The sequence below is a fragment of the Mesorhizobium sp. LMG17149 genome (assembly GCF_024518695.1).
In the GTDB taxonomy this organism is placed as follows: Bacteria; Pseudomonadota; Alphaproteobacteria; order Rhizobiales; family Rhizobiaceae; genus Mesorhizobium.
In genome coordinates, this window is record NZ_JANIFL010000002.1 from 494,651 (window position 1) to 517,945 (window position 23,295).

Here is a 23,295-nt window from a genome sequence, read left to right on the forward strand (position 1 = left end):
GGCATCAGCTTTCCGGCAGCGGGATGAATTCTTCCTCGTCTCCTGGAACGATGTCGAAGCGGCCCGTCTTCCATTCTTGCTTGGCCTGTTCGATGCGCTCCTTCGATGAGGAGACGAAATTCCACCAGATATAACGCTTCGAACCAAGAGAGGCGCCGCCGAACAGCATGAAATGCGCGCCGGTCAGCGACGACACGACGATCTCGTCACCGGGACGGAACACCAGCAGCCGTTCGGCTGGGAACACATCGCCCGAAATCGAGACCTCGCCTTCCAGCGTGTAAATGGCGCGCTCTTCCGCGTCGGCAGGGATTTTCACGCTGGCGCCGGGCGCCAGGCGCAGGTCGGCGTAGAGCGTCTCCGAGTCGGCCCTGACCGGCGACCGCAACCCCTGGAAATCGCCGATGATGAGGCGCCCGTTGACGCCTTCGGCATCGATCTCGGGAAGCCTGAGCGCTCCTGTGTTCTCGAACACAGGAGCCACCTCTTCCTTGTCGTCCGGCAGCGCCAGCCATGTCTGCAGGCCGGATACCGACATCGGCGCGCCACGCAGTTCCTCCGGCGTACGCTCCGAATGGACGATGCCGCGGCCGGCGGTCATCAAATTCACGTCGCCGGGCTGAATGACCATTTCGGTGCCGAGTGAATCGCGATGCCGGATCTTGCCGTCGAACAGATAGGTGACCGTCGACAGGCCGATATGCGGATGCGGACGGACGTCGAGCGCCTGGCCGGCCCGCAGGATGGCAGGACCCATGCGGTCGAAGAAGATGAACGGCCCGACCAGCCGCCTTTTTGCCGTCGGCAGGGCACGGCGCACCTGAAAACCACCGATGTCCTTGGCGTTCGGAATGACCATCAATTCGATCTGGTCGCTGGCAAAGGCGTCGCCTGCCTCAGGGTCTTTCCCGGGGAAGAAGCTCATGGACTCTCCTTGTCGGCCGTCGAAGGCCGCCTGGCCGCGTCAGGCAAAGCGAATGGCCGCCTTTGCCCGCAGCTTGGCCGCCACCTCTTCGCGATTACGCGGATGCTGATGGGTTTCCAGGGAATCGAGCAGTTCGCGCGCCGAGGCCGCGATGGCTTCGACGGCATGGTCGAAGGCGTGCTGGTTCTGCTTCGAGGGCCGCGTCGTTCCGCTCAGCTTGCGGACGAACTGAAGAGCCGCGTCGCGCACCTCGTCAGGGGTTGCCGGCGGATCAAAATTGAACAGGGTCTTGATGTTTCTGCACATCGCTTCCGTATCTCCTCTTGTCCTTGAGCTGTTTCAATCGGGACGAGTTATATCCTCGATCATGATCATGTCCAAAAACCGGTGAGGCGAGCCTATGTTCGGACCGGGCCTCAATCCGCGTCGAGCGGCTCCGTTCCGACCGGCTTGCCGTCGCGCGACAGCCTGATCTTCTCGACCTTGTCCTCGGCGGCCTTCAGCAGCCGGTCGCAATGCGCCTTCAGCGCCTCGCCACGTTCATAGATCTTGATCGACTGGTCGAGCGGCACGTCGCCACGCTCCAGATCATCGACGATCTTCTCCAGCGCATCGAGTGCCTGCTCGAAGCTCATCGCCTTGACGTCTTCGTTGGTCTCACCAGCCATCATTCATCCTTTCATCAGTCGCCCGACATGGGCGGCGACCGAAAATGCCAATCCCTGCAGATCGTAGCCGCCCTCGAGCAGGCTGACGAGCCGGTTGCCGCTGTGGCGTGCCGCGCGCTGCATCAGCTGGCCGGTCGCCCAATCGAAATCATCCTCGGTCAGATTGATCTCGGCCAGCGGATCGCGGTGGTGCGCGTCGAACCCCGCCGAAATGATAATCAGGTCGGGCGCGAAATTGTCGAGCGCGGGCAGGACGCGCGACAGGAAGGCATCGCGAAACACCTCGCTGCCAGTCTGCGGCGCCAGCGGCGCGTTGACGATGTTGCCGGCGCCCGTTTCGTTCTTCGCTCCGGTGCCGGGATAAAGCGGCATCTGGTGTGTCGAGCAATAGAGCACCGACGGATCGTCCCAGAAAATATCCTGCGTGCCATTGCCGTGATGCACGTCCCAGTCGACGATGGCAACGCGCTCGACACCGTGTTTCTTCTGCGCATAGCGCGCCGCGATCGCCGCCGTGTTGAACAGGCAGAAGCCCATGGCGGTGGTCTTTTCGGCATGATGGCCGGGCGGCCGGGCGGCGACGAAGACGTTGTCGGCGCGGCCCGAAAAGACGTCATCGACGGCGGCGTTGGCGGCGCCGATCGCGGTGATCGCCGCTTGCCAGCTCTTCGGACTGGCAGTGGTGTCGGCATCGATGCGGGCAATCCCCTCGTCGGGAATGGCGGCGCGCACGCGGGCGACGAAATCGGCGGGATGCGCGTAGAGGATGGTGGCCTCGTCGCCTTCCGGCGCCTGGATACGATCGAGCCCGGCAAAGGCTTCCTCATCGAGCACGCGCTCGATGGCACGCAAGCGGTCGGGCCGCTCGGGATGTCCGGGCGGCGTGAGATGCTCGAGGAAGATCGGATGGGTGTAGAGACGGGTGGTCATCGTCCTAATCTAGTGACCCGGATCGACAAAGGCCATGCACGGGCGGCCGATGACTGGGGAAAATCGCGACTGCGTCCATTCGCGTCGCCGCAGGCATTGGCGTCCTCAGCACTTCGGCGTAAGGTTTTTGGTACTGCCTGGTGCCCGCCGCAAGCGGGAGAATCGGGAACACGGTTGAATTCCGTGGCGTGCCCAACGCTGTGAGGAGGACCGCGCCGGTAAATGCCACTGTCGATGACGGGAAGGCACCGGACGCGGGTTGATCCCAAGCCAGAAGACCGGCCTGGCAGGCATCGTCATCCGCATGGTCAGGCGGATGATATCAATTGCAATCGCAAGGGGACAAGCGATGCCGGAACACATGACCGCTGCCATTGACGATGGATTTGACCAGGATGCGCGCGATGCGGTCTATCGCGCCATGTTCACGCGGCGCGACGTGCGCAGCCATTTCCTGCCCACCGCGATCGATGACGACGTGCTGGCGCGGCTGCTGCTTGCTGCCCATCACGCGCCATCGGTCGGCTTCATGCAGCCATGGAATTTCATTGTCATTCGTGACATCGAGCGACGGGCGGAGGTGCGCGACCTGTTCCTGGCCGCGCGCGAACAAGAACTGCCGGCGATCGAGGCGGAAAAACAGGCGCTGTACCGCAAGCTCAAGCTGGAAGGCATCTGCGAAAGCGCGCTCAACATCTGCATCACCTGCGATAGGCAGCGCTCGAAGGGTTCGCCGCTGGGACGCTGGCACAATCCGGAGATGGATCTCTACAGCACCGTCTGCGCGGTGCAGAATTTCTGGCTGGCCGCGCGTGCCGAGGGCGTCGGTGTAGGCTGGGTGAGCATCATCGAAGCGCAGGCGCTAAAGCGGCTGTTGGCCATTCCGGACCACGTAACGCCGATCGCCTATCTCTGCGTGGGCCGTGTTTCCGAGTTCGCTCCCAAACCGGACCTTGAAACGCATGGCTGGGGACGGCGGCTGCCGCTGCCGGAGCTGATCATGAGCGAGACCTTTTCCGGGCAAGGCGAGACACAGCTCAAATCCACCGTGGCGCGCCTCAACACCGTTTCTGCCTCACCAGACATCACCCGCCCGGCCGATCAGGGTGTGGCGCCGGCCGTAGCCCAGCGCGAACCGCCGAAGGAGGCGAGCGCCTTGTCCTTGAGCTCCCTGAACTTCGACGACGCCTCGGCCAGCCGGGCGTCCCAGGCCGGATCCGGCACCTGGCCCGCGATGGTCTTGAAATAGACCTGCATCAGGCAGGCGATGGCGAAGGGTTCAATGAACGCCGCCTTGAATGCCCAGGCGAAGACGATGGCGAGCACAAAAGCCCAGCCGGCGAGCTGGCCAGGCATCAGGAACAGAATCGCGCCGGCAGGCGCCAGCATCATTAGAAAGATGATGAACGACACGCCCCACATGATGACCGCCAGCCAGACGGCGTTCTTGACCATGACCTTGCCGTTCTGGGCATAGAGCACGACGCCCTGGCGCGCCGTCTCGAAGGGCGAGGCTGAATTGATGCGGATGTTGTAGCCGAGGATGATCTCGTCGACATAGGTCAGCGACAGGCGGATCACCGTGTTGATGAAGGAGACCAGGCCGCTCAGGCCCGGTATCGGCAGGAAGGCGGCGATGCCGCCGAGCAGGCCGGTGATGGCGCGGATGGCGCCCTTGACGAGTTGGTCGACGACGAAAAGGATGTTGGCCTCGGCGAAACGCTGGGTCACGATATCCCTGGCATAGGCGATCTGGTCCTGACCGCCGGGAATGTCGCGGCCGTCGATCAGATGAACCATGACGGCGATGTGGCCGGCCTTGACGACATAGAGGATGTATTCGCGGATCCAATACACAGCGATCGAGACGAGGCCAAACCCGACCACGCCGCCCCACAGGGCAAAGGACATGGGCCCGTCGGGATCAGTGGAGATATGGCCGACGCCATAGCCGACCGAGGCGCCGGTGCCCGTCGCCATAATGTAGGCCAGCGTGATGCCGAAATAGACGAGCATGCGAAAGACGATGAACGGCCAGGTCCGCATCATGATGGACACCGACCGGCCGATCTCAAAATCCCACATGTGCCCCGAATCTCCGCCTCAGAGATGGTGGAAGAGGATGGACTCAACCCGGCGATTGTCAATTGCCGGCCCTGACGCCAAAGGGCAACGAATTCGGGCTAACGGGTTTCTTCGGAGCCTTCGCCGGCGCGTAGGCTGACGGAGCATCAAACGAAAAACCCGCCTGTGCGGCGGGTCACTGGCGCAAATCAGCACCATGGACGAATATGTACCTTAGCTGAGGTCACCGAGTCAAGAAAAAATTCCTATCGGGAACAGCTGCCGGCACGAAAGCTCCGGTGGGAACTTCAATTCGACTGCGGGTCCGGCTTCTTGAGCAGGCCTTCGAGCAGTTGCTTGAACGCCGTCACCACCTTCTTCGACGTCGCTTCGGGGTCGCTCGAATTGGCGATCCGTTGCGCTGCCTGGCTGCTCGCTCCGTTGATCAGTCGCGAGGCCGTCTCGGGGTCGAGGCTGGAGACAACGACCCCCTCCTCCTGCAGCGCGGTCAGATGGTCGGTCATTGAAGCGATGCACGCACTGCAATTCGGCCATTGCGCTGGATCCCCCAGCACGGCCGGGCCATCCCGGAACATGATGCGCTGGATTTCCGGCTCCAGCGCCATCTCGATATAGGTCGAGCACTCGTCGACGAAATGTTGCCAGCGGGTCGGCGCTCTCGACGCGACCTCATTGATGCGCGCCGCCATCTCGCCGTCAATCTGGGCTATGACCGCCTGCAGCAGCCCCTTCTTGTCGCCGAAATGATGATAGAGCGCGCCGCGCGTCAGCCCGGCCGAAGCGGTGAAATCATCCATCGAGGCTTCCGCATAGCCTGTTGTGCCGAAGGCATGACGGGCCGCCGCGATCAGCTTGGCGCGCGTCTCGGCGATCATCTCCTTGCGGGGTCTGTGCATGGCTTCTGGCCCTATTCACATACGCAACGTATGCCAATTGACATACGCGACGTATGGTCTATTTAATGATCATACGCTCCGTATGTAATTGTCCAATCGTCCTTTGTCGAGGAACCAACCGATGCAAAATCCCTACGCGGAAATCTTTCGTGCCCCCGGAGCCAAGGGCTTTGCGGCCGCCGGCTTCATGGCGCGCCTGCCGATCGCCATGGCGCCCATCGGCATCGTGGCGATGCTGTCGCAGACGCGTGGCGAATACTGGCTGGCCGGAGCCGTCTCGGCGACATACGCGCTGGCCAACGCCTTCGTCGCGCCGCAGATATCGAGACTGGTGGACCGCCTGGGCCAGACACGAATCGTCGTGCCCACCACCATCATCGCGGTGCTGGCTTTCGCGGTCCTGATAGCGGCGGCCAACCAGGACTGGCCGGTTTGGACGCTGTTCGTATCGGCACTGCTGGCCGCCGCCATGCCAAGCATACCTGCGATGGTGCGCGCGCGCTGGACGGAGATTTTCCGGGGGCGGCCGCAGATGAACACCGCATTCGCCTTCGAGTCCGTGGCCGATGAACTGGTCTATATCGCCGGGGCATCGCTATCGGTCGGCCTGAGTGCCGCCCTATTCCCGGAAGCCGGCGTTCTGGTGAGCACATTATTTCTCGCATTCGGATCAGCGGCCTTCATCCTGCAACGCTCGACCGAGCCCCGGGTGCGGCCGGTCGACCATAACTCAAGCGGCTCGGCGATCCGCCTGCGGCCGGTTCAGATCATCACCCTCGCCCTGATCTTCATCGGTGCAACCTTCGCGACGACGGAAGTGACCACCGTGGCGATCACCAAGGAGCTTGGCCAGCCGGGCGCCGCCAGCCTCGTCATCGGCGTTTATGCGCTGGGATCGTTCGTACTCGGCATCGTCGTCGGCGCGCTCAGCCTGAAGGCGCCGCTGCAACGCCAGCTGGCCATCGCAGTCGCCCTCGTCGCGCTCGGCACGCTGTTGCCGCTCACCGCCGACACCGTGCCACTGCTGGCGCTGACCGTGTTCATCAGCGGTGTGGCGATCTCGCCGACCTTCATCACCGCGTTCGGCCTGATCGAGCGGCATGTGCCGGAAGCGATGCTGACCGAAGGCATCACCTGGGTCATGACCGGCATCGGCATCGGCATGGCGCTGGGCTCGTTCGCGGCCGGCGCGATGGTGGATGCGTTCGGCGCCCAGAGCGGGTTCTGGGTGTCGGTGGCTTCAGGCACGATCGCACTGGCCACGGTGCTGCTCGGCCAACGCAGCCTTGCCACGACTGAGTGCGAGATGGACGGATGCGAAGCAGCCGCCGTTCCGGCCGAGTGACCGCCAGGATATGTTGAGATTCAGGTCAGGCCGAGTCGAAAATGATGGATTTCGAGAACCGGAGCGCAGCGGACTTTCCGGTCCGTGAGCACCGGAAGCGCAGAAAGCCGTCATTTGCAGGCCGGCCTCACCTGAATATCGATATATCCTAGAGGATCTCGGTCTTGGCGATGTGGATGCCAAAACCTTCGAGGCCGACATAGTGGCGTTCGCGCGAGGCGATCAGGTTGATCGAGGAGATGCCGAGATCCTTGAGGATCTGCGCGCCGAGCCCGATCTCGCGCCACTCGTTTTCGCGGCGGCGGGCCTCTTCGTGATCCTCGCGGTCGCCGCTTGCCGGTCGTTTGCGCTCCTGATGCGCAACGCCGACGGAGCCTTCTCTGAGATAGACGATGACACCGCGCCTGCGCTCGCCCATTGCCTTCATGATGGCGTCGAGCCGGTGGCTGGTGCCGAACACATCGGTCACCACATCCTCCGAATGCAGGCGCACCGGGACCTCCTCGCCGTCACGAATGTCGCCGAAGACGATGGCGACGTGGTGCATGGAGTCCCACGGCAGCGTGTAGGTGAAGACCTGGGCCTTGCCGCCGAGCGTGTCGATTTCCGAGCAAGCGACGCGTTCGACCAGAGTTTCCTTACGTTGCCGGTAGGCGATGAGGTCGGCAACCGAAACCTGCTTCAGCCCATGCTCCTCGGCGAAAGCCTGCACCTGCGGGCCGCGCTTGACGGTGCCGTCATCATTGACCAGCTCGGAAATGACGCCGACCGGCGGCAGGCCGGCGAGCTTGCACAGATCGACCGCTGCTTCGGTATGGCCGGAGCGCATCAGCACGCCGCCTTCGCGCGCGATCAGTGGGAAGATGTGGCCGGGGCGGACGAAATCCGAGCCGCCGACATTGCCGTTGGCAAGATTGCGAACGGTCAAAGTGCGATCTTCGGCCGAGATGCCCGTCGTGGTGCCATGCTTGAAATCGACGCTGACGGTGAAAGCGGTGGTGTGGGCGGAATCGTTGTCGGCGACCATGGGCGCAAGGTTCAGCCGTTTGGCTTCCTCGCGCGGCATCGGCGTGCAGACGATGCCGGAGGTGTGGCGCACGATGAACGCCATCTTTTCGGGCGTGCAGTGGACGGCGGCAACGATCAGGTCGCCCTCGTTCTCGCGCCCGTCATCATCCATGACGACGACGATCTCGCCGCGTTCGAAAGCACGCAGGGCTTCGACGATTTTTTTCTGGTCGTAAGGCATGGGTACTCGCTTCGTTCGCAGGGCAGTAGGGGAATAGGGCAGTACGGCAGTAGGGAAAAGGAAAAATTTGGCTGTTTCGGCGAGCTACTTAACATACTGCCCTACTGCCTTACTGCCCTACTGCCTTACTGCCCTATTCCCCTCCCTTTCCCGTCTGTCCCCGATGCCGCAGATAATGATCGGCGATAGCACAGGCAACCATTGCTTCGCCGATCGGCACGGCGCGGATGCCGACGCATGGATCGTGGCGGCCCTTGGTCATGATCTCGACGTCCCTGCCGTCCTTGTCGATCGACTTTCGCGGCGTCAGGATCGACGAGGTCGGCTTGACGGCGAAACGGGCGACGATCGCCTGGCCGGTCGAGATGCCGCCGAGGATGCCGCCCGCATTGTTGGACAGGAACACCGGCTTGCCGTCATTGCCGATGCGCATCTCGTCGGCATTCTGCTCGCCGGTGATACGGGCGGCCTCGAAGCCGTTGCCGATCTCGACGCCCTTGACCGCGTTGATCGACATCAGGCCGGAGGCGATGTCCTGATCGAGCTTGGCGTAGATCGGCGCGCCGAGGCCTGGCGGAACGCCGTCGGCGACGATTTCGATCACCGCCCCGACCGAGGAGCCCGCCTTGCGGATGCCGTCGAGATACTGGGTGAAGACGGGTACGGAGGCCGGATCGGGGGTGAAGAACGGATTTTCGGCATCGCCGACGAAATTCCAGTTCCAGTTGGCGCGATCGATGGATTTTTCGCCCATCGACACCAGCGCGCCGCGCACCACCACGCCCGGAACCACCTTGCGCGCCAAGGCACCGGCCGCCACCCTGGCTGCCGTCTCGCGGGCCGAGGAGCGGCCGCCGCCGCGATAATCGCGCACGCCGTATTTGACGTCATAGGTGTAGTCGGCATGGCCCGGTCGGTATTGGCGGGCGATCTCTCCATAATCCTTTGAACGCTGGTCGACATTCTCGATCAGCATCGACACCGGCGTGCCGGTGGTGATCATCGTCTCGCCGTCCTCGTCGAAGATGAAGCCGGACAGGATCTTGACCTCGTCTGGTTCGCGACGCTGCGTCACGAAACGTGATTGCCCCGGCCGGCGCTTGTCGAGTTCGGCCTGGATGTCTGCTCGAGTGAAGCGGATGCCGGGCGGACAGCCGTCGACCACGCAACCGAGCGACGGGCCATGGCTTTCGCCCCAGGTGGTGACGCGGAAAAGGTGGCCGAACGTGTTGTGAGACATGAAATGACCCTGCCCGGCATCGGAGCCGGCTGAAGATTGCGTTCTATTGGCGTTTTTCACAGGGGTCAAACTGTGATCTGGCGGATTTAGTTTTGACACATTCGGTTGGTTTCTGCTCTGCTCCATCCGCCGTTGAACGCCCGCCGCCATGCCGGCGCAATGATAAAGAGGAACGATCATGCGTACCCTGATTGGCGCCATTGCCGCCACGCTGCTGCTTTCCACCGCCGCTTTCGCCGGCCAGACCGAAGGCCTGATCAAGAAGATCGACAAGGATACGGCGACGCTGACGCTGGATGACGGCAAGTCCTACAAGCTGAACGCCGAGACCGATCTCGACGCGCTGAAGCCGGGCATGGACATCGTCATCGCCTACGATGTGACCAATGGCGAAAACATCGTCACCGACATGGAACTGCCGGACAGCTCTGCCAACTAGAGCTTCCAACCTCAATTGAATGCTGTGTTTGCGGTTCAGCTTTCGCCGAGCCGCCTGCCAATGGCCTAAAGCGTGTCGCGTCTGAACGGATTCAGGCGACCCGCTTTAGGTCTTTGTTTTATGCATGTCGTTCTCCCAAAACCGGGGCCACTTTTGGGCGACATGCATTAAAGCCACTCCAGACTCTTGCCTTCGAGCTTGAGCAGGCGATCCTGCGGTATTTCCAGGTTCGCGGCCTCGTCCTCGGCCAGCCCCAGAACGAAGCGAAACAAGGTGCGCATGACGCCGCCATGGGTCACGCATATCGTCTGGCGTTCGATCGCGTCGAAGCATGGCCTCACCCGTTCGAGCAGCATCTGATAGCTCTCCGCACCTTCGCCGGGCGGCTGAAAGTTCCACTTGTCCAGAGCACGCGTCATGCTCGCTCCGGGATATCCTGTCTCGAGCTCGGGAAAGGTAAATCCCTGCCAATCGCCGAAATTGACTTCGACGAGGCGCGGATCGGTTCGATAGGCATCCGGATCGAGCTTCATCGCGGCGCGAATACGCTGCATCGTTTCGCGCGTCCGTTTCATCGGACTGGCGAGGAAATCGAATTCCCAGGGATTTGGGACCAACGCGGCTAGCCGAAGCCCGTTGCCGGTCGCCTGTTCGCGGCCAAGAGCGTTGAGATCGGTATCGGCCTGCCCCTGAAGTCGCATTTCGGCGTTCCACGCGGTCTGGCCGTGGCGCGCGATATAAACCAGCGGGTACATCAGGTCTTCCGGTGCGGGATCGGGACGGACGACGGTTGGCCGGGCGTTAGTCCTTGACCGTCGAAATATCAGGCGCGTCGACCGCCTTCATGCCGACGACGTGGTAGCCCGAATCGACGTGATGCACTTCACCGGTGACGCCGCGCGACAGGTCGGACAGGAAATAGACGCCGGAATCGCCGACTTCCTCCTGCGTGACCGTCTGCTTCAGCGGCGAATTGTACTCGTTCCACTTCAGGATGTAGCGGAAATCGCCGATGCCGGAGGCGGCCAACGTCTTGATCGGGCCGGCCGAGATGGCGTTGACGCGGATCTTCTTGGCGCCGAGGTCGACCGCCAGGTAGCGCACGCTGGCCTCGAGCGCCGCCTTGGCAACACCCATGACGTTGTAGTGCGGCATGACCTTTTCGGCGCCGTAGTAGGTCAGCGTCAGCAACGAGCCGCCATTGGTCATCAGCGCCTCGGCGCGCTTGGCTATGGTGGTGAAGGAATAGACCGAAATGTCCATGGTGCGCAGGAAATTGTCGCGCGTCGTCTCGACATAGCGGCCGGTCAGTTCATCCTTGTCGGAGAAGGCGATGGCGTGGACGAGGAAATCAAGCTTGCCCCAGTGCCTGGCGACATTGGCGAAAACCTCGTCCAGGCTCGCCGGATCGGTGACGTCGCAATGGCCGGCGACAAAGGCGCCCAGTTCCGCCGCCAGCGGCTCGACCCGCTTCTTGAAGGCCTCGCCCTGATAGGTCAGCGCGATCTCGGCGCCATGGTCGACGCACGACTTGGCGATGCCATAGGCGATCGACCTATTGTTGGCGACGCCAAGAATGAGGCCGCGCTTGCCGGCCATTAGGCCCTGTCCACCCGCCATGTGAGCGCTCTCCGCAAGATTTCAGCTTTGTGGGTTGCCCTATCGCACAGGCACAGAGCCCCTTCAAGCGTCCAAACCGGACAGTTCGGGGGACAAAAGCCGCCGATCAGCCTTTTTGGCTGCGCAACAGCGCTTCGAGCGCGCTGTCACCGCCTTCCGGCAGCATGATACGCACATGAGCGTAGAGATCGCCGTGACCGCCGGCCTTTTCCGGCAGGCCTCTGCCCTTCAGCCGCAGGACCTTGTCGGAGCTCGACCAGGCCGGAATGTTGACCGCGAGCCTGCCGGTCGGCGTCTCGACCGGCACCTTGGCGCCGAGCACCGCATCCGCCAGGACCACCGGTAGATCGGCGTGCAGGTCGCGGCCCTCGATGCGGTAGCGTGGATGTCGGCGCAGATGGATCTTGACCAGCGCGTCGCCTGGCTGGCCTGGCCCCTGCTCGCCTTGGCCCTTGAGGCGGATGGTCTGACCATCCTCGACATAGGCCGGCAGCTTGACCGCCACCTTGCGGCCGTCGGGGAACATCGCCGTCACCTTTTCGGCGGTCGCCGCTTCCTCGATGGTGACGTCGAGCGTCACGTTCAGATCGGCTGCTGTCGTTTGCTGGCGGCGATCGCCCGCGCCGGGACCGCGCGCGCCCGAAAAAGTGTCGCCAAAAATCTGGCTGAAGATGTCGCTGTTGCCGTCGAACGGATCGCCACCCGGTCTGCCGGAGCGGAATTCGAACCGCGAACCGCCCGGACCCTGCTGCCGGCGGAAGCCGCCGAAGGGATCGCCGCCACCGGCAGCGCCCTCAAAGCCCTGGAATCGCGGCTTGCCGTCGGCGTCGATCTCGCCGCGATCGAAAGCGGCGCGATTCTTTTCGTCGCCGACGATCTCGTAGGCCTGGTTGGCCGCGGCAAAACGGTCCTTCGCCTTGGGATCATTCGGATTCTGGTCCGGATGATGCTTCTTGGCGAGTTTCCGATACGCCGACTTTATGTCCTTGGACGATGCGTTCCTGGCAACGCCCAGCACCTCATAGGGGTCGCGCATGCTTACTGCCCTGGAGAAGAGTTGAGTCTCTGGTTGCCACCTATATGCGCTCGCATAGGAAGAAATTCCAGTGCTGGAGCAGCATATCAGACGCGGAAAATCAGAGTGCCTTGAAGTCCTGCATGCGCCAGCCGCCGGCGCTGGCCAGGCACAGTTCGCCTTCGAACATGGCAACGCCGTCAAAGCTTTCGCGTGAGGCCTTGAAGCGGCGGCAGGTCTGGCCTTTGTCCTTCAATTCCGCCAGGTCGGTGATGGAACCGCGCGAACCGGTGCCGGCATTGGCCCACGGCACGGCCTGCCCGCCGAGCTGCTCGATGTCGGCCGAGGAAACCGCATTGCCGATCGTCGTCTGGTCGGAGTCGCGATCCAAATTGGCCGGCGCGGCCGAAGCAGACGTGCTGCTGGTCAGGATCGAGCGGTCGACTTCGGCTTTTTCCAGGCTGAAGCCGCCGGCGCCACACGCGGCAAGCGGCAAGGCGACCGCCACGATCGCGGCTTTCGCGCTGGCCGAAGCGATAACGCTCCATTGCCTGCTGTCAAAAGCTTGCGCGATACGCGACAATCGGCAGCCTCCCCCTTGCTTCGTAAAGAATCTTGGTTTTGTAAGAATCTTGGCTTCGTGACAATTTGAGAAAAACTATGAGTGACACTGAGTTAACAAGCGGTGACTTTACCGAGGCTGCCGAGCCGTTTCGCCTCTTTGCCGCATGGCTGGACGACGCCACGAAAAGCGAGCCGAACGACCCCAACGGCGTGGCTCTGGCGACCGTCGATGCCGACGGCATGCCGGATGTGCGGATGGTGTTGCTCAAGGGGTTCGATGAAAGCGGGTTTGTCTTCTACACGAATTTCGAGAGCGCCAAGGGCCAGGAGATTCTTGGCAGCATGAAGGCGGCGATGTGTTTCCATTGGAAGTCGCTGCGCCGCCAGGTGCGCATTCGCGGACCGGTGGAGATCGTCAGCGACGCCGAAGCCGACGCCTACTATGCGACACGGCCGCGCGGCAGCCGCATCGGCGCCTGGGCCTCGAAACAATCGCGGCCGCTGGAAAGCCGCTTTGCGCTGGAGAAAGCGGTGGCGGAATACACGGCACGCTATCCGATCGGCGAGATCCCGCGGCCAAAGCACTGGTCCGGCTTCCGCATCGTGCCCAGCACCATCGAGTTCTGGCAGGACAGGCCGTTCCGGCTGCACGACCGGCTCGTTTTTACGCGCAGTGCGAAGGACGGCTGGGACAAGACACGGCTTTATCCCTGAGGCTCAGGCCTTCTTTCTCGTCATGAACGCGGTGAGTGCGGCGCGCGCCTCATCGGACTTCAGCCGCTCGCGAAAATGCTCGCTTTCCTCGCCGATGCGGGCGACGAGATCGTCGCGCGAACCACGCATCAGGTTGCGCGCGATCTTCAGCGCCTGTGGTGGCTTGGCGGCGATCTGGCCGGCTGCCGCCAATACCGAAGCCTCCAGCGCTGCTTCCTCGACCACCTCGTAGATCAGGCCGGCGGCCTTGGCGCGCTCGGCCGAAAAACCCTCGCCAAGACCGAGCAGCGCGAAAGCGGCTTGCTGGCCCAGAATGCGCGGTGCCAGCAGGCTCGATCCCGCTTCAGGCACAAGGCCCAGGTCGACGAAAGGCGTCCTGAACACGGTGCGTGGCGTGGCGAAAGTCAGGTCGCAATGCAGGTTGAGCGTCGTGCCGATGCCGACCGCGATGCCGTCGACGCCGGAGACCATGGGTTTTTCGACCTTGGCCAGCGCCATCAGGAAATCCCAGACTTCGGTGCCGCCGTCGCCGCCGGTGGCGACGACCATGAAGTCGGCAAGGTCGTTGCCGGAGGAGAAGGCGCCGGGCACGCCGAGAAAGACATGGACGCGGATGGCCGGGTCGGCGTCGCCCTCGGCCAGGGTTTTTGACATTTTCGCATACATGGCGCGCGTCAGCGCGTTCTTCTTGTCCGGCCGATTCATGCGGATGATCTGGATGGCGCCCTGGCGCTCGACGAGGATATGGTCTGTCACGGTGTTTTCCTTGTGAAACGTCAGGCAGAGACGAGCGTCTTGCCGGCAGCGGCGAGGCTTTCGGCGCCATCAATGACGCGCGCCCTCAAGGCGCTGACCTCGCCGAGCAGGTTTTCGGCAAAGAAACGGCAAAGCGCTATGCGGTTGTGATCGGCAAGAGCACCGCGCGCCAGATAGGCGCCGCCGGCGGCAAGCGAGATCAGCCTGAGATAGGGCGTGGCGCCTGCCAGCGCCTCTTCCGATCGGCCATCGGCCGTCAGTTTTTGCAGGAAGCGGGTCGCTTCGCTGAGATCGCCAAGTGCCGCGTCGAGAGCGTCGGCGGTGCGGCCGAAACCCTGCATGTTCGAGGTCCGCACCGCTGCGGCCATATCAGCCAGTTCGGCGATGTAACCATGCACATGGTCGCCACCGCCGAGCGGCAGCTTGCGCATCACCAGATCGATCGCCTGGATGCCGTTGGTGCCCTCGTAAATCGGGGCGATGCGCGCATCGCGATAGAAGGCGGCCGCTCCCGTCTCCTCGATGAAGCCCATGCCGCCATGAACCTGGAGGCCGAGCGAGGCAACCTCGACGCCGATATCGGTCGAGAACGCCTTGGCCAGCGGCGTCAGCAGATTGGCGCGGTCGCGCCAGTATGCCGCCTCGTCACCGGCGGAGACACGGGCCATGTCGATGGCGTGGGCACAGGAATAGCTGATGGCGCGTGCGGTCTGGGTCAGCGCCTTCATGGTCAACAGGTTACGCTGGACATCGGGGTGATGGACGATAGGCGCCATACCCGTGCCAGTGTAGCTCGCGGCCTTGCCCTGCCGGCGCTCATTGGCATAGGCGATCGCCTTCTGCGTTGCGGCTTCCGCGACCGCCACCCCCTGCATGCCGACACAAAGCCGCGCATTGTTCATCATGGTGAACATGCAGGCGAGCCCCTTGTTCTCCTCGCCGATCAGCCAGCCGACGGCGCCGGGTTCGGCCCCTTCGAAGCCGTCGCCATAGATCATGGTGCAGGTCGGCGAGGCATGGATTCCGAGTTTATGCTCAAGTCCGGAACAGAAGACGTCGTTGCGGGCACCGAGCGCGCCATCGTCGCCAACCAGGAATTTCGGCACCAGGAACAACGATATGCCGCGCGTGCCGGCCGGCGCATCGGGCAGCCTTGCCAGCACGAGATGGATGATGTTGTCGGTGAAATCGTGCTCGCCATAGGTGATGAAGATTTTTTGGCCGAAGATGCGATAGCTGCCGTCACCCGCCGGCTCGGCGCGGGCGCGCAAGGCGGCGAGATCCGAGCCGGCTTGCGGCTCGGTCAGGTTCATCGTGCCCATCCACTCGCCGGAGACGAGCTTTTCGAGATATTTGGCCTTGAGGTCTTCGGAGGCGTGTTTGTCGAGCGCCTCGACCGCGCCCATGGTCAGCGTCGGGCCGATGCCGAAGGCCATGGCGGCGGAGTTCCACATTTCGAGCGCGGCCACGCCGAGCATGGTCGGCAGCGCCTGGCCGCCATATTCCTCAGGCCCCGAGAGCGCATTCCAGCCGCCATCGATCCAGCGGCGATAGAGTTCCTTCCAGCCGGGCGGCGTGGTGACGGCGCCGCCTTTCAGCACCGCACCCTGCCGATCGCCGATCGTGTAGAGCGGTGCGACCTCTTCGGTGGCGAAACGGCCGGCCTCACCCAGAACGGCATCGACCAGGTCCTCGCCGAGATCCCCGAAGGTGCCGGCATCGAGCGCCGACTTCATGCCGGCCACGTGCTTGAGCGTGAAGGCGATATCCTCGACCGGTGCCCTATACATGCCGCCCACTCCTCCTGATTGCATCGGCCTGCCCAACCCTAGAACCGGTGCCGCTGCAAAACCACCCGCCGTATCAGCGGTCTCCCATCTTCTTTTTACGTAAACGTCAAATTTTGTCACGCGGATTTTGCAATCGCGGCGGCGCGTATTAAGTTCAACCCATGCCGGATCAAGTCGACCGGCGATGCAATCAGAACCAGCCAACCGGAACCGCCCATGCTTGCCAGACCCGACGCCTACCGCTGCATCGAATGCGGCCTGCCCTATCGAGCGGAGGGGTTCTGCTACCATGGGGGCAGACTGGACCATGGTGCCGCCTACTGGTCGGATCGCGGCATTTTGTGCTCGCCGCAATGCTCGCTCGCCCACCACCGCAAACGCGCCGCCGAAGGCACGCTGCGGCAAGAGCCGGCGCCTGACCCGTTTGAATTCTAGCGGCTGATGCGTCGCCAGCTCTTCTGGGAGCCAGCCCCCGAAAGCACTTCCTTAACCATAGCCGTTCAGGATTTGTTTTTGATCAACGGGGATTCCCTGTTTTGAAAAGGACGGCGCACCTCCTTCGCCGCTTGAAGAGTGTCGTACCGACACCCTTCAAGCCTCTGTTTCCTGCGCATGTCGTTGCCCCAAAACCGCTGCATACTTTTGGCCGGCATGCGCTGGCGATCCTCGCTCTTGCGGCGACGATGGCGCTTTCGACGGCGGCAACGGCCTCGGATTTTTCCGAGCCGTGGAAGAACGCCGACCGCGCTCTGGTCGTCGATGCCTACGAATATAATTCCATCGACTGGGCCCAGCTCGCCACCGACAAGCGGGTCGTCGGCTTCATCAACAAGGCCTCCGACGGCATGCCGCCGGCCTATTTCTGCCTGGGCAACGACATTGAGGTGAAGCTTTGCAAGGCGCTGTGGAAACGTCATGCGGTAACGCGCGAACTGTTCCAGACGCGCCGGGTGGTGGCCAAGGCACTCGGCCTGAAATGGGGCGCCTATCACCTTGCCCGTCCCGGCAATCCGGTCGAGCAGGCGAACAATTTCCTCGATTTCGCCGAGCCTGCGCCGGACGATCTCATGGCTCTCGACATCGAGGGCAATGACCCCTCGCAATGGATGTCGCTCGACGATGCCGAGGAGTTCGTACGCCAGGTGCATCGGCGCATCGGCCGTTTCCCGGTGCTGTACACTAACGGCAAGACCGCCCGCTACATTGCCGACAACAGCTACCGATACCGGCTCCTGTCGCGGCTGCCGCTTTGGTATGCGCGCTACACCAACGACATCGACGTGCATTTTCCGATGGGCAACTGGCAAGGCTACGCGCTGTGGCAGTTTTCGGCGCAAGCCAATTGCGGCCGTTTCCGCTGCCCTTACAGGGTTGCCGGCACGCCTATCGACATAGACGTGAATGTCGCGCCGACAGACGCCGCCACGCTGCGCACGCAATGGCCGTTCGGTGGGCTTATCGACGTGCCGCCGGACTATCTCGCCTCGATACCGCTACCGGTTTCACGCGAGGCCGGCCTCGCCGGCAATGTCACCATCACCTATGCGTCTGTGGCCGCGCCGCCGACTCTCGAGGACATGGTTACAGCGTTGGGCACACGCTGGTCCCGTTTCCGCGACGGCTTCCGCATGCCAGTCGTGAAGACGGTGCCGCGACGGCCAAGCTTCGGCATTGTCCAATATGTCGCCTGGAAGCGGACCGAACGGCGTTCACCCGCACAACTCGACGCTGCCTTTGCCGTGTCCGATCCACTCAGCACCGCTTCCACCGAACTCGATCGCGGCCAGCGGTGAGCCAATGCGGAACTTCAATTTCCCTGTTCGCGCGCTACGGCCTGCCAGCCGATATCGCGGCGGCAGAACCCGTCCGGCCAATCGATGCGGTCAAGCGCGGCATAGGCTCGTTTCTGTGCCTCGCCGACCGTGGCGCCTGATGCCGTCACGTTGAGGACGCGGCCGCCATTGGCAACCAGCGCGCCGCCATTGATGGCGGTACCGGCGTGGAAGATCTGGACGCCGTCGCTCGCCGCGTCTTCGACGCCGCGGATGACCGAGCCTTTTTCCGGCGTGCCGGGATAGCCTCTCGCCGCCATCACCACGGTGAGTGCCGCCTCATCGCGCCAGCGTACCGAAGTATGCGCAAGCTGGCCGTCGGTCGCCGCGTTGAGCAGGACCAGCAGATCGTCCTTCAGCCGCATCATCAGCACCTGGCATTCCGGATCGCCGAAACGGGTGTTGTATTCGATCAGCTTCGGTCCCTTGTCGGTGATCATCAGCCCGGCAAACAGCACGCCGGAGAACGGCGCGCCCAGTTCGGCCATGCCGCGCATGGTCGGCTCGATGATCTCGCGCATGGTGCGCTCGACCAGTTCCGGCGTCATCACCGGGGCCGGCGAATAGGCGCCCATGCCGCCGGTGTTGGGACCGGTGTCGCCGTCGCCGACGCGCTTGTGATCCTGCGCGGTGCCGAAGGGCAGTGCGGTGGCACCGTCGCAGAGGCAGAAGAAACTTGCCTCCTCGCCGGTCATGAACTCCTCGACCACAACTTCCGCGCCAGCGGCGCCGAAGGAACCGTCGAAGCAGGCATCGAGTGCTGCCTGTGCTTCACTGGGCGTCATGGCGACGGTGACGCCCTTGCCGGCAGCGAGCCCGTCGGCCTTGATGACGATCGGTGCTCCGGTCTTTTCGACATAGGCCTTGGCCGAGGCCAGGTCACTGAAACGGCCATAGGCGGCGGTCGGGATGTTGTAGCGGGCGCAGAGATCCTTGGTGAAACCTTTCGATCCTTCCAGCTGTGCGGCAGCCTTGGAGGGTCCGAAGACGCGAATGCCTTGCGCGCGCAGATCGTCGGCAATGCCGACGACCAGCGGCCCCTCCGGGCCGACCACGACGAGGTCGATTTTTTTCTCCCGGCAGAACGCGGCCACGGCGGCATGGTCGGCTAAATCCAGCTTCACCAGCTCAGCCTCGCTGCCGATGCCCGGATTGCCGGGAGCCGCATAGAGCTTTGTCAGCAGCGGTGATGCGGCGATCTTCCAGGCGAGCGCATGTTCGCGGCCGCCGGAGCCGAGAAGAAGAACGTTCATGGCCACCTCTTGATGCCGACTATCCGTTAGAGCACCCGCTATTGCTCTCTGGGCGACGGGTCAAGGCATCCGGGCGCATTGATGGGAATTGCGCACGGGAACGTTACCCCAGCCGAAAATCGGCGGCGCACATCGGCGTCGATTTTCTGGCCTCGCTTCAGCCCTGGTAGACCACCGGAAACCAGTCCTCGCGCAGCCTCTCGCCCGGCTGCATGCCGTGGCCATGATAGGGCGGCGAGGTGCGGCCCGGCCGCTCGACATAGCGCGCATCGTCACCCACCCAGCGCAGCGACAGCGCCCGGCGCCGCGCCGCGGTCAGGTTGCCGCGCGCGCCATGCGCGGTCCTGAAGTCGAACAGGATGGCGTCGCCCGGCTCCATTTCCCATTCGAGCACCTTCATCGACGGATCCTTGTCGGGATCTGGCACCGGCAGATAGTCGCCCTCGCCGGCATAGAAATTGCTGTCGTCAAGCCAGCGCACCGGCAGGATCATCTTGTCCCATTTGTGCGAGCCGGCGATCAGCCGCAGCGTCGCTTCCTTCACCGGGTCGATGGGGATCCAGAAGCTCACCGTCTGCCGGCCATCGACGAAATAGTAGGGGATGTCCTGATGCCAGGGCGTCGGCTTCTGCGTGCCGGGTTCCTTGACCAGCACATGATCGTGGAAGAACTGCGCGGTCCGCGACTGCATCACCGCCGCCGCCAGTTCGGCGGCTGGCGAACCCCGCACCAGGCTGACGAATTCGGGGACGCGCTCCCAGTTGCAGTAGTCATCGAAGAAACTGCCGCGGCCGTTGGCGATGTCGGATGCGGTGGCGCTGCGGTTCTGCATGTTGCGTTCGATGCCGGCGGCAATCGTGTCGACCCAGCCCTTGAAGGCGCCGCGAATGCAGACAGCGCCGTCACGCTGATAGTCGGCGATGGTGCCCGCATCGATCATGGAGGCGTTGGAAGTGTGGCTGGCAGCTTGGGTAGCCATGGCGTTCTCCTCTTGGAATGAACGGACTATCGCAACCCTCTTTCATTCAGTAAAATAATAACTTTCCATTTGGTACATAGGATAACCCTATGAATGTGACTCTCACCCAATTGCGTTATCTTGTCGCCGTGGCGCGTCATGGCAGCGTCACCGGGGCGGCGAAGATGCTGAACGTTTCGCAGCCGTCGATTTCGGTGGCGATCGACGCGGTCGAAAAGAATTTCGGCCAGAAGCTGTTCGTCCGCCAGCGCGGAAGCGGCGTGTCGCCGACATCGTTCGGCCGCGCCGTCGTGGCCAAGGCAAGGCAGGTTCTCACCGAAACGGACGAACTCGTCGGCCTGGGTTCAAGCAAATCGGCTGTCAGCGGTGAGTTGGTGCTGGGATGCTTCGAGGATCTGGCGCCGTTCTTCGCGCCGGCTTTGATCCGCGCCTTCTCCGAACGCTATCCGGCCGTCAAAATCGTCGTTCGCGACGAGACGTTCGAGACGCTGGGACGACGGCTGGGGGATGCGGCCATCGATCTCGGCCTGACTTATGATCTCAGCCTGCCGACGCATTTCGCCCGCATCCTGCTGCGCGAACTTCGTCCACACGCGCTGTTGCCGGCAGGCCATGCCCTGGCGGACCGCCCAACGGTCAGCCTTGCCGATCTGGCCGCCTATCCGCTGATCACGACGGATCAGCCGCACAGTTGGCAGCACATGCTCGACCTGTTCCGCAGCCGCGGCCTCTCGCCGGTGGCCGATACGACGACAAGCTCGTTCGAACTGCAGCGTAGCATGGTCGCCAACGGCTTCGGCGTCGCGGTCAGCTATACCCGCCCGCACGGCGACCGCAGCTATGACGGCCTGCCGCTTATCTGCAAGCCGCTGTCCGATCCGCTGCCCATGCAGCGGATCCTGCTGACCTATGACACGCATCAGCGTGTATCGAATGCAGCGCTGGCCTTCGTCGAGGTGGCCAAGGACTGGTTCGCCACCCGCGACATCTTTGCCTCGTGAAAGGCTGACAGGCGCCGCGTCTCCGCTTGCCGCTTGACGGTTTCTGCCGCTGCTGCCACTCCATGGACATGGAAAATATCCAGTCGAAAGCGGCCCAGGGCCGTGTCGCCGATGCGCCGAACGGCCATTGGGTCTACCGCGTGCTGCCGCGCTCGATATGGCCCTATGCGCAGCTTGCTCGATGGGACAGGCCGATCGGCTGGCAGTTGCTGCTGTGGCCGTGCTGGTGGTCGGCAGCCTTGGCGGCAAGCGCCTATCCGCGTCCGGGCGACCCGCTGCTCTCACTGCTGCCGGCGCCTTTGTATCTCGTGCTGTTCCTGGTCGGGGCCATCGCCATGCGCGGCGCCGGCTGCACCTACAACGACCTCGTCGACGAGGACATCGACAGCCAGGTGGAGCGCACGCGCTCGCGACCGTTGCCGTCGGGCAAGGCGACGCGCCGGCGGGCATGGCTGTTTCTCGTCCTGCAGGCCCTGGTCGGCCTCGTCGTGCTCATCCAGTTCAACAGCTTCGCCGTCCTGCTCGGCATCTGCTCACTGGCGGTCATCGCCATCTATCCATTCATGAAGCGGATAACGAACTGGCCGCAACTGGTGCTTGGCCTTGCCTTTTCCTGGGGCGCGCTGATGGGATGGGCGGTCGAGTTCGGCGATCTCGATGGGCCTGCCATCATGCTTTATATCGGCTCGATCCTGTGGGTGATCGGCTACGACACGATCTACGCACATCAGGACAAGGAAGATGACGCCATTGTCGGCGTGCGCTCGACGGCACGCCTGTTTGGCGATAACACCAAATCGTGGCTGGCCGGGCTTTATGGCGGCGCGCTGATCTGCTTTGCGATCGCCTTCGCGTCGGCGCAGGCGCCGGTGGTGGCGCTGGCCGGACTGATCGCCGCAGGCGCCCATATGGCCCGGCAGATCGCCGTGTTGGATATCGACAATCCGGACCAATGCCTGCGGCTGTTCAGGTCGAACAACCAGGTCGGCTGGCTGATATTCCTTGGTCTGATCGGCGGCGCTGTGTGGGTGGCGCTGAAGCCGCTGGTTTAGTCTCCTTCTCCCCGTCCCCTATACGGGGAGAAGGTGGCGGCAGCCGGATGAGGGGCAGCGCCGACCTTGGAGGGGAGGCAAGAGGTTCAGCGGCGAACCGGGCGAACATGAATTGAGTCTTAAGGTGGCCGAACACTTAGGTCGGCGCTGCCCCTTCATCGCCCTGCCGGGCACTTCTCCCCGTATAGTGACGGGGAGAAGAAGGCTAATCCCTCGAAATAATCTCCTGGCCGTCGATGACCAGCCTGAGACCGAGGGCGCCGGCCCTGCGGCGAGCGAGGAAACGCGGGCGGCGCGTGTTCGAAATCCGCCCCTTGCGCCGGTCCTGCGGCGGCAGCGTCTTGATGGCGGCGCCGAGCGATTCTTCCAGGGTGCGGGCAACGCCGTCCGATTCGATCAGCAGCATCGGCAGACGGTAAGCGTCGGCCCAGGCGCGCCAGTCGGCTGCGACATCGTCGAGATCGTCGGCCACCAGCAGCGGCACCGACAGCATCGGGTCGTTGTGCAGGAGTTCCAGGGTCACCGTGACATTGCCGTCCGGATCCTCCATGGCGCGGGCGGCAACGCCGCGGAACGCATTGGCGGGCAGAACGATGATCGCGGGCAGGCCGCTCATCTCGAGCAGGCGGCGGATCACGGCGCCGCGCTGGTCGATGGTGAAGGTTACATCGCCGTAGTCGTCGCGAGTCGCGTAGCTCACCACTTGCGGCAGGCGAAATGGGTCGAGACGCATGTTGCGTCCCGCCCAGACTGGCTTCAGTCCGGTGTTCATAGAGTGGCCTTCCTGTCTGTCTCCTGAGAGCCGGTGTCCGGTTCTCTCCGGGCCGGTTTTTCCAGCCTCGTTTGTAGGGAGACAGTAGCGCGGGCTCCTTACCGCCCCGCTTAAGAAAGTCGGTTAAATTTTGCTGATCTCAGGGATGGTTATCGGAATCCCACCAGCCG

At 63.2% G+C, this 23,295-nt stretch carries 24 protein-coding genes, 1 pseudogene and 1 riboswitch; of the genes and pseudogenes, 8 read left to right on the top strand and 17 right to left on the bottom strand.

The features are described from left to right. Positions 1-4: 4 nt before the first annotated feature. The 4 genes from NP945_RS05645 to NP945_RS05660 form a co-directional block, all read right to left on the bottom strand. Complete coding sequence (locus tag NP945_RS05645) at positions 5-925, bottom strand: pirin family protein (protein ID WP_256745785.1); 921 nt, start codon at positions 923-925, stop codon at positions 5-7. Positions 926-964: 39 nt separating this feature from the next. Further along, the gene (locus NP945_RS05650; RefSeq protein WP_127268719.1) at positions 965-1,231 is read right to left on the bottom strand and encodes a DUF2277 domain-containing protein; all 267 of its coding nucleotides are present in this window, start codon (positions 1,229-1,231) and stop codon (positions 965-967) included. Between the two features lie 110 nt (positions 1,232-1,341). Then, the gene (locus NP945_RS05655) at positions 1,342-1,593 is read right to left on the bottom strand and encodes an exodeoxyribonuclease VII small subunit (protein WP_027046614.1); all 252 of its coding nucleotides are present in this window, start codon (positions 1,591-1,593) and stop codon (positions 1,342-1,344) included. Between the two features lie 3 nt (positions 1,594-1,596). Beyond that, positions 1,597-2,523 carry a histone deacetylase family protein gene (locus NP945_RS05660; RefSeq protein WP_127270331.1) on the bottom strand — a complete coding sequence of 309 codons (927 nt, stop codon included), beginning with the start codon at positions 2,521-2,523 and terminating at the stop codon, positions 1,597-1,599. A gap of 121 nt (positions 2,524-2,644) precedes the next feature. Continuing rightward, positions 2,645-2,825: riboswitch (cobalamin riboswitch) on the top strand. 59 nt (positions 2,826-2,884) lie between these two features. Between NP945_RS05660 and bluB the strand changes: the two are divergent. Continuing rightward, positions 2,885-3,502 (top strand): annotated as a pseudogene (bluB, locus tag NP945_RS05665) (5,6-dimethylbenzimidazole synthase); the annotation flags it as partial. Between the two features lie 122 nt (positions 3,503-3,624). Here bluB and NP945_RS05670 read toward each other — a convergent pair. Together NP945_RS05670 and NP945_RS05675 are read right to left on the bottom strand one after the other, a co-directional pair. Then, on the bottom strand, positions 3,625-4,608 hold the full coding sequence (locus tag NP945_RS05670; RefSeq protein ID WP_256745786.1) for a hypothetical protein: 984 nt from the start codon (positions 4,606-4,608) through the stop codon (positions 3,625-3,627). Between the two features lie 287 nt (positions 4,609-4,895). Beyond that, a complete protein-coding gene (locus NP945_RS05675) occupies positions 4,896-5,504 on the bottom strand; it encodes a TetR/AcrR family transcriptional regulator (RefSeq protein ID WP_127268181.1) in 609 nt (202 codons plus the stop codon). 121 nt (positions 5,505-5,625) lie between these two features. On the opposite strand from NP945_RS05675, the gene NP945_RS05680 reads away from it, so the two are divergent. Beyond that, entirely contained in the window at positions 5,626-6,849 is a 1,224-nt protein-coding gene (locus NP945_RS05680) for an MFS transporter (protein ID WP_256745787.1), read from the top strand. Between the two features lie 148 nt (positions 6,850-6,997). Here NP945_RS05680 and ribB read toward each other — a convergent pair whose 3' ends face one another. Together ribB and aroC are read right to left on the bottom strand one after the other, a co-directional pair. After that, a complete protein-coding gene (ribB, locus tag NP945_RS05685) occupies positions 6,998-8,098 on the bottom strand; it encodes a 3,4-dihydroxy-2-butanone-4-phosphate synthase (RefSeq protein WP_127268178.1) in 1,101 nt (366 codons plus the stop codon). Positions 8,099-8,231: 133 nt separating this feature from the next. Beyond that, positions 8,232-9,338 carry a chorismate synthase gene (gene aroC, locus NP945_RS05690; RefSeq protein WP_256745788.1) on the bottom strand — a complete coding sequence of 369 codons (1,107 nt, stop codon included), beginning with the start codon at positions 9,336-9,338 and terminating at the stop codon, positions 8,232-8,234. Positions 9,339-9,516: 178 nt separating this feature from the next. Between aroC and NP945_RS05695 the strand changes: the two genes are divergently transcribed. Beyond that, entirely contained in the window at positions 9,517-9,777 is a 261-nt protein-coding gene (locus tag NP945_RS05695) for a DUF1344 domain-containing protein (protein WP_027035965.1), read from the top strand. A gap of 167 nt (positions 9,778-9,944) precedes the next feature. Here NP945_RS05695 and NP945_RS05700 read toward each other — a convergent pair whose 3' ends face one another. From NP945_RS05700 to NP945_RS05715, 4 genes are all read right to left on the bottom strand, one after another. Beyond that, entirely contained in the window at positions 9,945-10,532 is a 588-nt protein-coding gene (locus NP945_RS05700) for a histidine phosphatase family protein (RefSeq protein ID WP_127268176.1), read from the bottom strand. A 46-nt stretch (positions 10,533-10,578) separates the two neighbouring features. Then, positions 10,579-11,397, bottom strand: a complete 819-nt coding sequence (gene fabI, locus NP945_RS05705) for an enoyl-ACP reductase FabI (RefSeq protein ID WP_128288839.1) — start codon at positions 11,395-11,397, stop codon at positions 10,579-10,581. A gap of 106 nt (positions 11,398-11,503) precedes the next feature. Then, entirely contained in the window at positions 11,504-12,433 is a 930-nt protein-coding gene (locus tag NP945_RS05710; protein ID WP_256745789.1) for a DnaJ C-terminal domain-containing protein, read from the bottom strand. A gap of 100 nt (positions 12,434-12,533) precedes the next feature. Further along, positions 12,534-12,995, bottom strand: coding sequence for an RT0821/Lpp0805 family surface protein (locus tag NP945_RS05715; protein WP_256745790.1), 462 nt, complete (start codon positions 12,993-12,995; stop codon positions 12,534-12,536). Positions 12,996-13,072: 77 nt separating this feature from the next. On the opposite strand from NP945_RS05715, the gene pdxH reads away from it, so the two are divergent. After that, entirely contained in the window at positions 13,073-13,690 is a 618-nt protein-coding gene (gene pdxH, locus NP945_RS05720) for a pyridoxamine 5'-phosphate oxidase (protein ID WP_256745791.1), read from the top strand. A gap of 3 nt (positions 13,691-13,693) precedes the next feature. On the opposite strand, the gene NP945_RS05725 is transcribed toward pdxH, so the two are convergent. Both NP945_RS05725 and NP945_RS05730 read right to left on the bottom strand, forming a co-directional pair. Beyond that, on the bottom strand, positions 13,694-14,446 hold the full coding sequence (locus tag NP945_RS05725; protein WP_256745792.1) for a crotonase/enoyl-CoA hydratase family protein: 753 nt from the start codon (positions 14,444-14,446) through the stop codon (positions 13,694-13,696). 20 nt (positions 14,447-14,466) lie between these two features. Beyond that, complete coding sequence (locus tag NP945_RS05730) at positions 14,467-16,236, bottom strand: acyl-CoA dehydrogenase (RefSeq protein ID WP_128308987.1); 1,770 nt, start codon at positions 16,234-16,236, stop codon at positions 14,467-14,469. A 216-nt stretch (positions 16,237-16,452) separates the two neighbouring features. On the opposite strand from NP945_RS05730, the gene NP945_RS05735 reads away from it, so the two are divergent. Then, positions 16,453-16,671: a hypothetical protein gene (locus NP945_RS05735; RefSeq protein WP_013532811.1), complete on the top strand. Its 219-nt coding sequence runs from the start codon at positions 16,453-16,455 to the stop codon at positions 16,669-16,671. 248 nt (positions 16,672-16,919) lie between these two features. Then, the gene (locus NP945_RS05740) at positions 16,920-18,029 is read left to right on the top strand and encodes a glycoside hydrolase family 25 protein (RefSeq protein WP_164761764.1); all 1,110 of its coding nucleotides are present in this window, start codon (positions 16,920-16,922) and stop codon (positions 18,027-18,029) included. Positions 18,030-18,043: 14 nt separating this feature from the next. Here the strand turns inward: NP945_RS05740 and purD are convergent, their stop codons facing one another. Together purD and NP945_RS05750 are read right to left on the bottom strand one after the other, a co-directional pair. Beyond that, entirely contained in the window at positions 18,044-19,321 is a 1,278-nt protein-coding gene (purD, locus tag NP945_RS05745) for a phosphoribosylamine--glycine ligase (RefSeq protein WP_256745793.1), read from the bottom strand. A 157-nt stretch (positions 19,322-19,478) separates the two neighbouring features. Then, entirely contained in the window at positions 19,479-20,300 is an 822-nt protein-coding gene (locus NP945_RS05750) for a phytanoyl-CoA dioxygenase family protein (protein WP_256745794.1), read from the bottom strand. Between the two features lie 89 nt (positions 20,301-20,389). Here NP945_RS05750 and NP945_RS05755 point away from each other — a divergent pair, with 89 nt between their 5' ends. Together NP945_RS05755 and ubiA are read left to right on the top strand one after the other, a co-directional pair. After that, a complete protein-coding gene (locus NP945_RS05755) occupies positions 20,390-21,301 on the top strand; it encodes a LysR family transcriptional regulator (RefSeq protein ID WP_027035976.1) in 912 nt (303 codons plus the stop codon). Positions 21,302-21,369: 68 nt separating this feature from the next. Beyond that, on the top strand, positions 21,370-22,353 hold the full coding sequence (gene ubiA, locus NP945_RS05760) for a 4-hydroxybenzoate octaprenyltransferase (RefSeq protein WP_164749081.1): 984 nt from the start codon (positions 21,370-21,372) through the stop codon (positions 22,351-22,353). Positions 22,354-22,558: 205 nt separating this feature from the next. On the opposite strand, the gene NP945_RS05765 is transcribed toward ubiA, so the two are convergent. Further along, positions 22,559-23,125: a DUF6101 family protein gene (locus NP945_RS05765; protein WP_023808648.1), complete on the bottom strand. Its 567-nt coding sequence runs from the start codon at positions 23,123-23,125 to the stop codon at positions 22,559-22,561. Positions 23,126-23,295 lie beyond the last annotated feature (170 nt).

Coding starts and splice junctions, on each gene's coding strand:
- NP945_RS05645 (WP_256745785.1), bottom strand. CDS start 925: ATGAGCTTCTTCCCCGGGAAAGACCCTGAGGCAGGCGACGCCTTTGCC.
- NP945_RS05650 (WP_127268719.1), bottom strand. CDS start 1,231: ATGTGCAGAAACATCAAGACCCTGTTCAATTTTGATCCGCCGGCAACC.
- NP945_RS05655 (WP_027046614.1), bottom strand. CDS start 1,593: ATGGCTGGTGAGACCAACGAAGACGTCAAGGCGATGAGCTTCGAGCAG.
- NP945_RS05660 (WP_127270331.1), bottom strand. CDS start 2,523: ATGACCACCCGTCTCTACACCCATCCGATCTTCCTCGAGCATCTCACG.
- NP945_RS05670 (WP_256745786.1), bottom strand. CDS start 4,608: ATGTGGGATTTTGAGATCGGCCGGTCGGTGTCCATCATGATGCGGACC.
- NP945_RS05675 (WP_127268181.1), bottom strand. CDS start 5,504: ATGCACAGACCCCGCAAGGAGATGATCGCCGAGACGCGCGCCAAGCTG.
- NP945_RS05680 (WP_256745787.1), top strand. CDS start 5,626: ATGCAAAATCCCTACGCGGAAATCTTTCGTGCCCCCGGAGCCAAGGGC.
- ribB (WP_127268178.1), bottom strand. CDS start 8,098: ATGCCTTACGACCAGAAAAAAATCGTCGAAGCCCTGCGTGCTTTCGAA.
- aroC (WP_256745788.1), bottom strand. CDS start 9,338: ATGTCTCACAACACGTTCGGCCACCTTTTCCGCGTCACCACCTGGGGC.
- NP945_RS05695 (WP_027035965.1), top strand. CDS start 9,517: ATGCGTACCCTGATTGGCGCCATTGCCGCCACGCTGCTGCTTTCCACC.
- NP945_RS05700 (WP_127268176.1), bottom strand. CDS start 10,532: ATGTACCCGCTGGTTTATATCGCGCGCCACGGCCAGACCGCGTGGAAC.
- fabI (WP_128288839.1), bottom strand. CDS start 11,397: ATGGCGGGTGGACAGGGCCTAATGGCCGGCAAGCGCGGCCTCATTCTT.
- NP945_RS05710 (WP_256745789.1), bottom strand. CDS start 12,433: ATGCGCGACCCCTATGAGGTGCTGGGCGTTGCCAGGAACGCATCGTCC.
- pdxH (WP_256745791.1), top strand. CDS start 13,073: ATGAGTGACACTGAGTTAACAAGCGGTGACTTTACCGAGGCTGCCGAG.
- NP945_RS05730 (WP_128308987.1), bottom strand. CDS start 16,236: ATGTATAGGGCACCGGTCGAGGATATCGCCTTCACGCTCAAGCACGTG.
- NP945_RS05735 (WP_013532811.1), top strand. CDS start 16,453: ATGCTTGCCAGACCCGACGCCTACCGCTGCATCGAATGCGGCCTGCCC.
- NP945_RS05740 (WP_164761764.1), top strand. CDS start 16,920: ATGGCGCTTTCGACGGCGGCAACGGCCTCGGATTTTTCCGAGCCGTGG.
- purD (WP_256745793.1), bottom strand. CDS start 19,321: ATGAACGTTCTTCTTCTCGGCTCCGGCGGCCGCGAACATGCGCTCGCC.
- NP945_RS05750 (WP_256745794.1), bottom strand. CDS start 20,300: ATGGCTACCCAAGCTGCCAGCCACACTTCCAACGCCTCCATGATCGAT.
- NP945_RS05755 (WP_027035976.1), top strand. CDS start 20,390: ATGAATGTGACTCTCACCCAATTGCGTTATCTTGTCGCCGTGGCGCGT.
- ubiA (WP_164749081.1), top strand. CDS start 21,370: ATGGAAAATATCCAGTCGAAAGCGGCCCAGGGCCGTGTCGCCGATGCG.
- NP945_RS05765 (WP_023808648.1), bottom strand. CDS start 23,125: ATGAACACCGGACTGAAGCCAGTCTGGGCGGGACGCAACATGCGTCTC.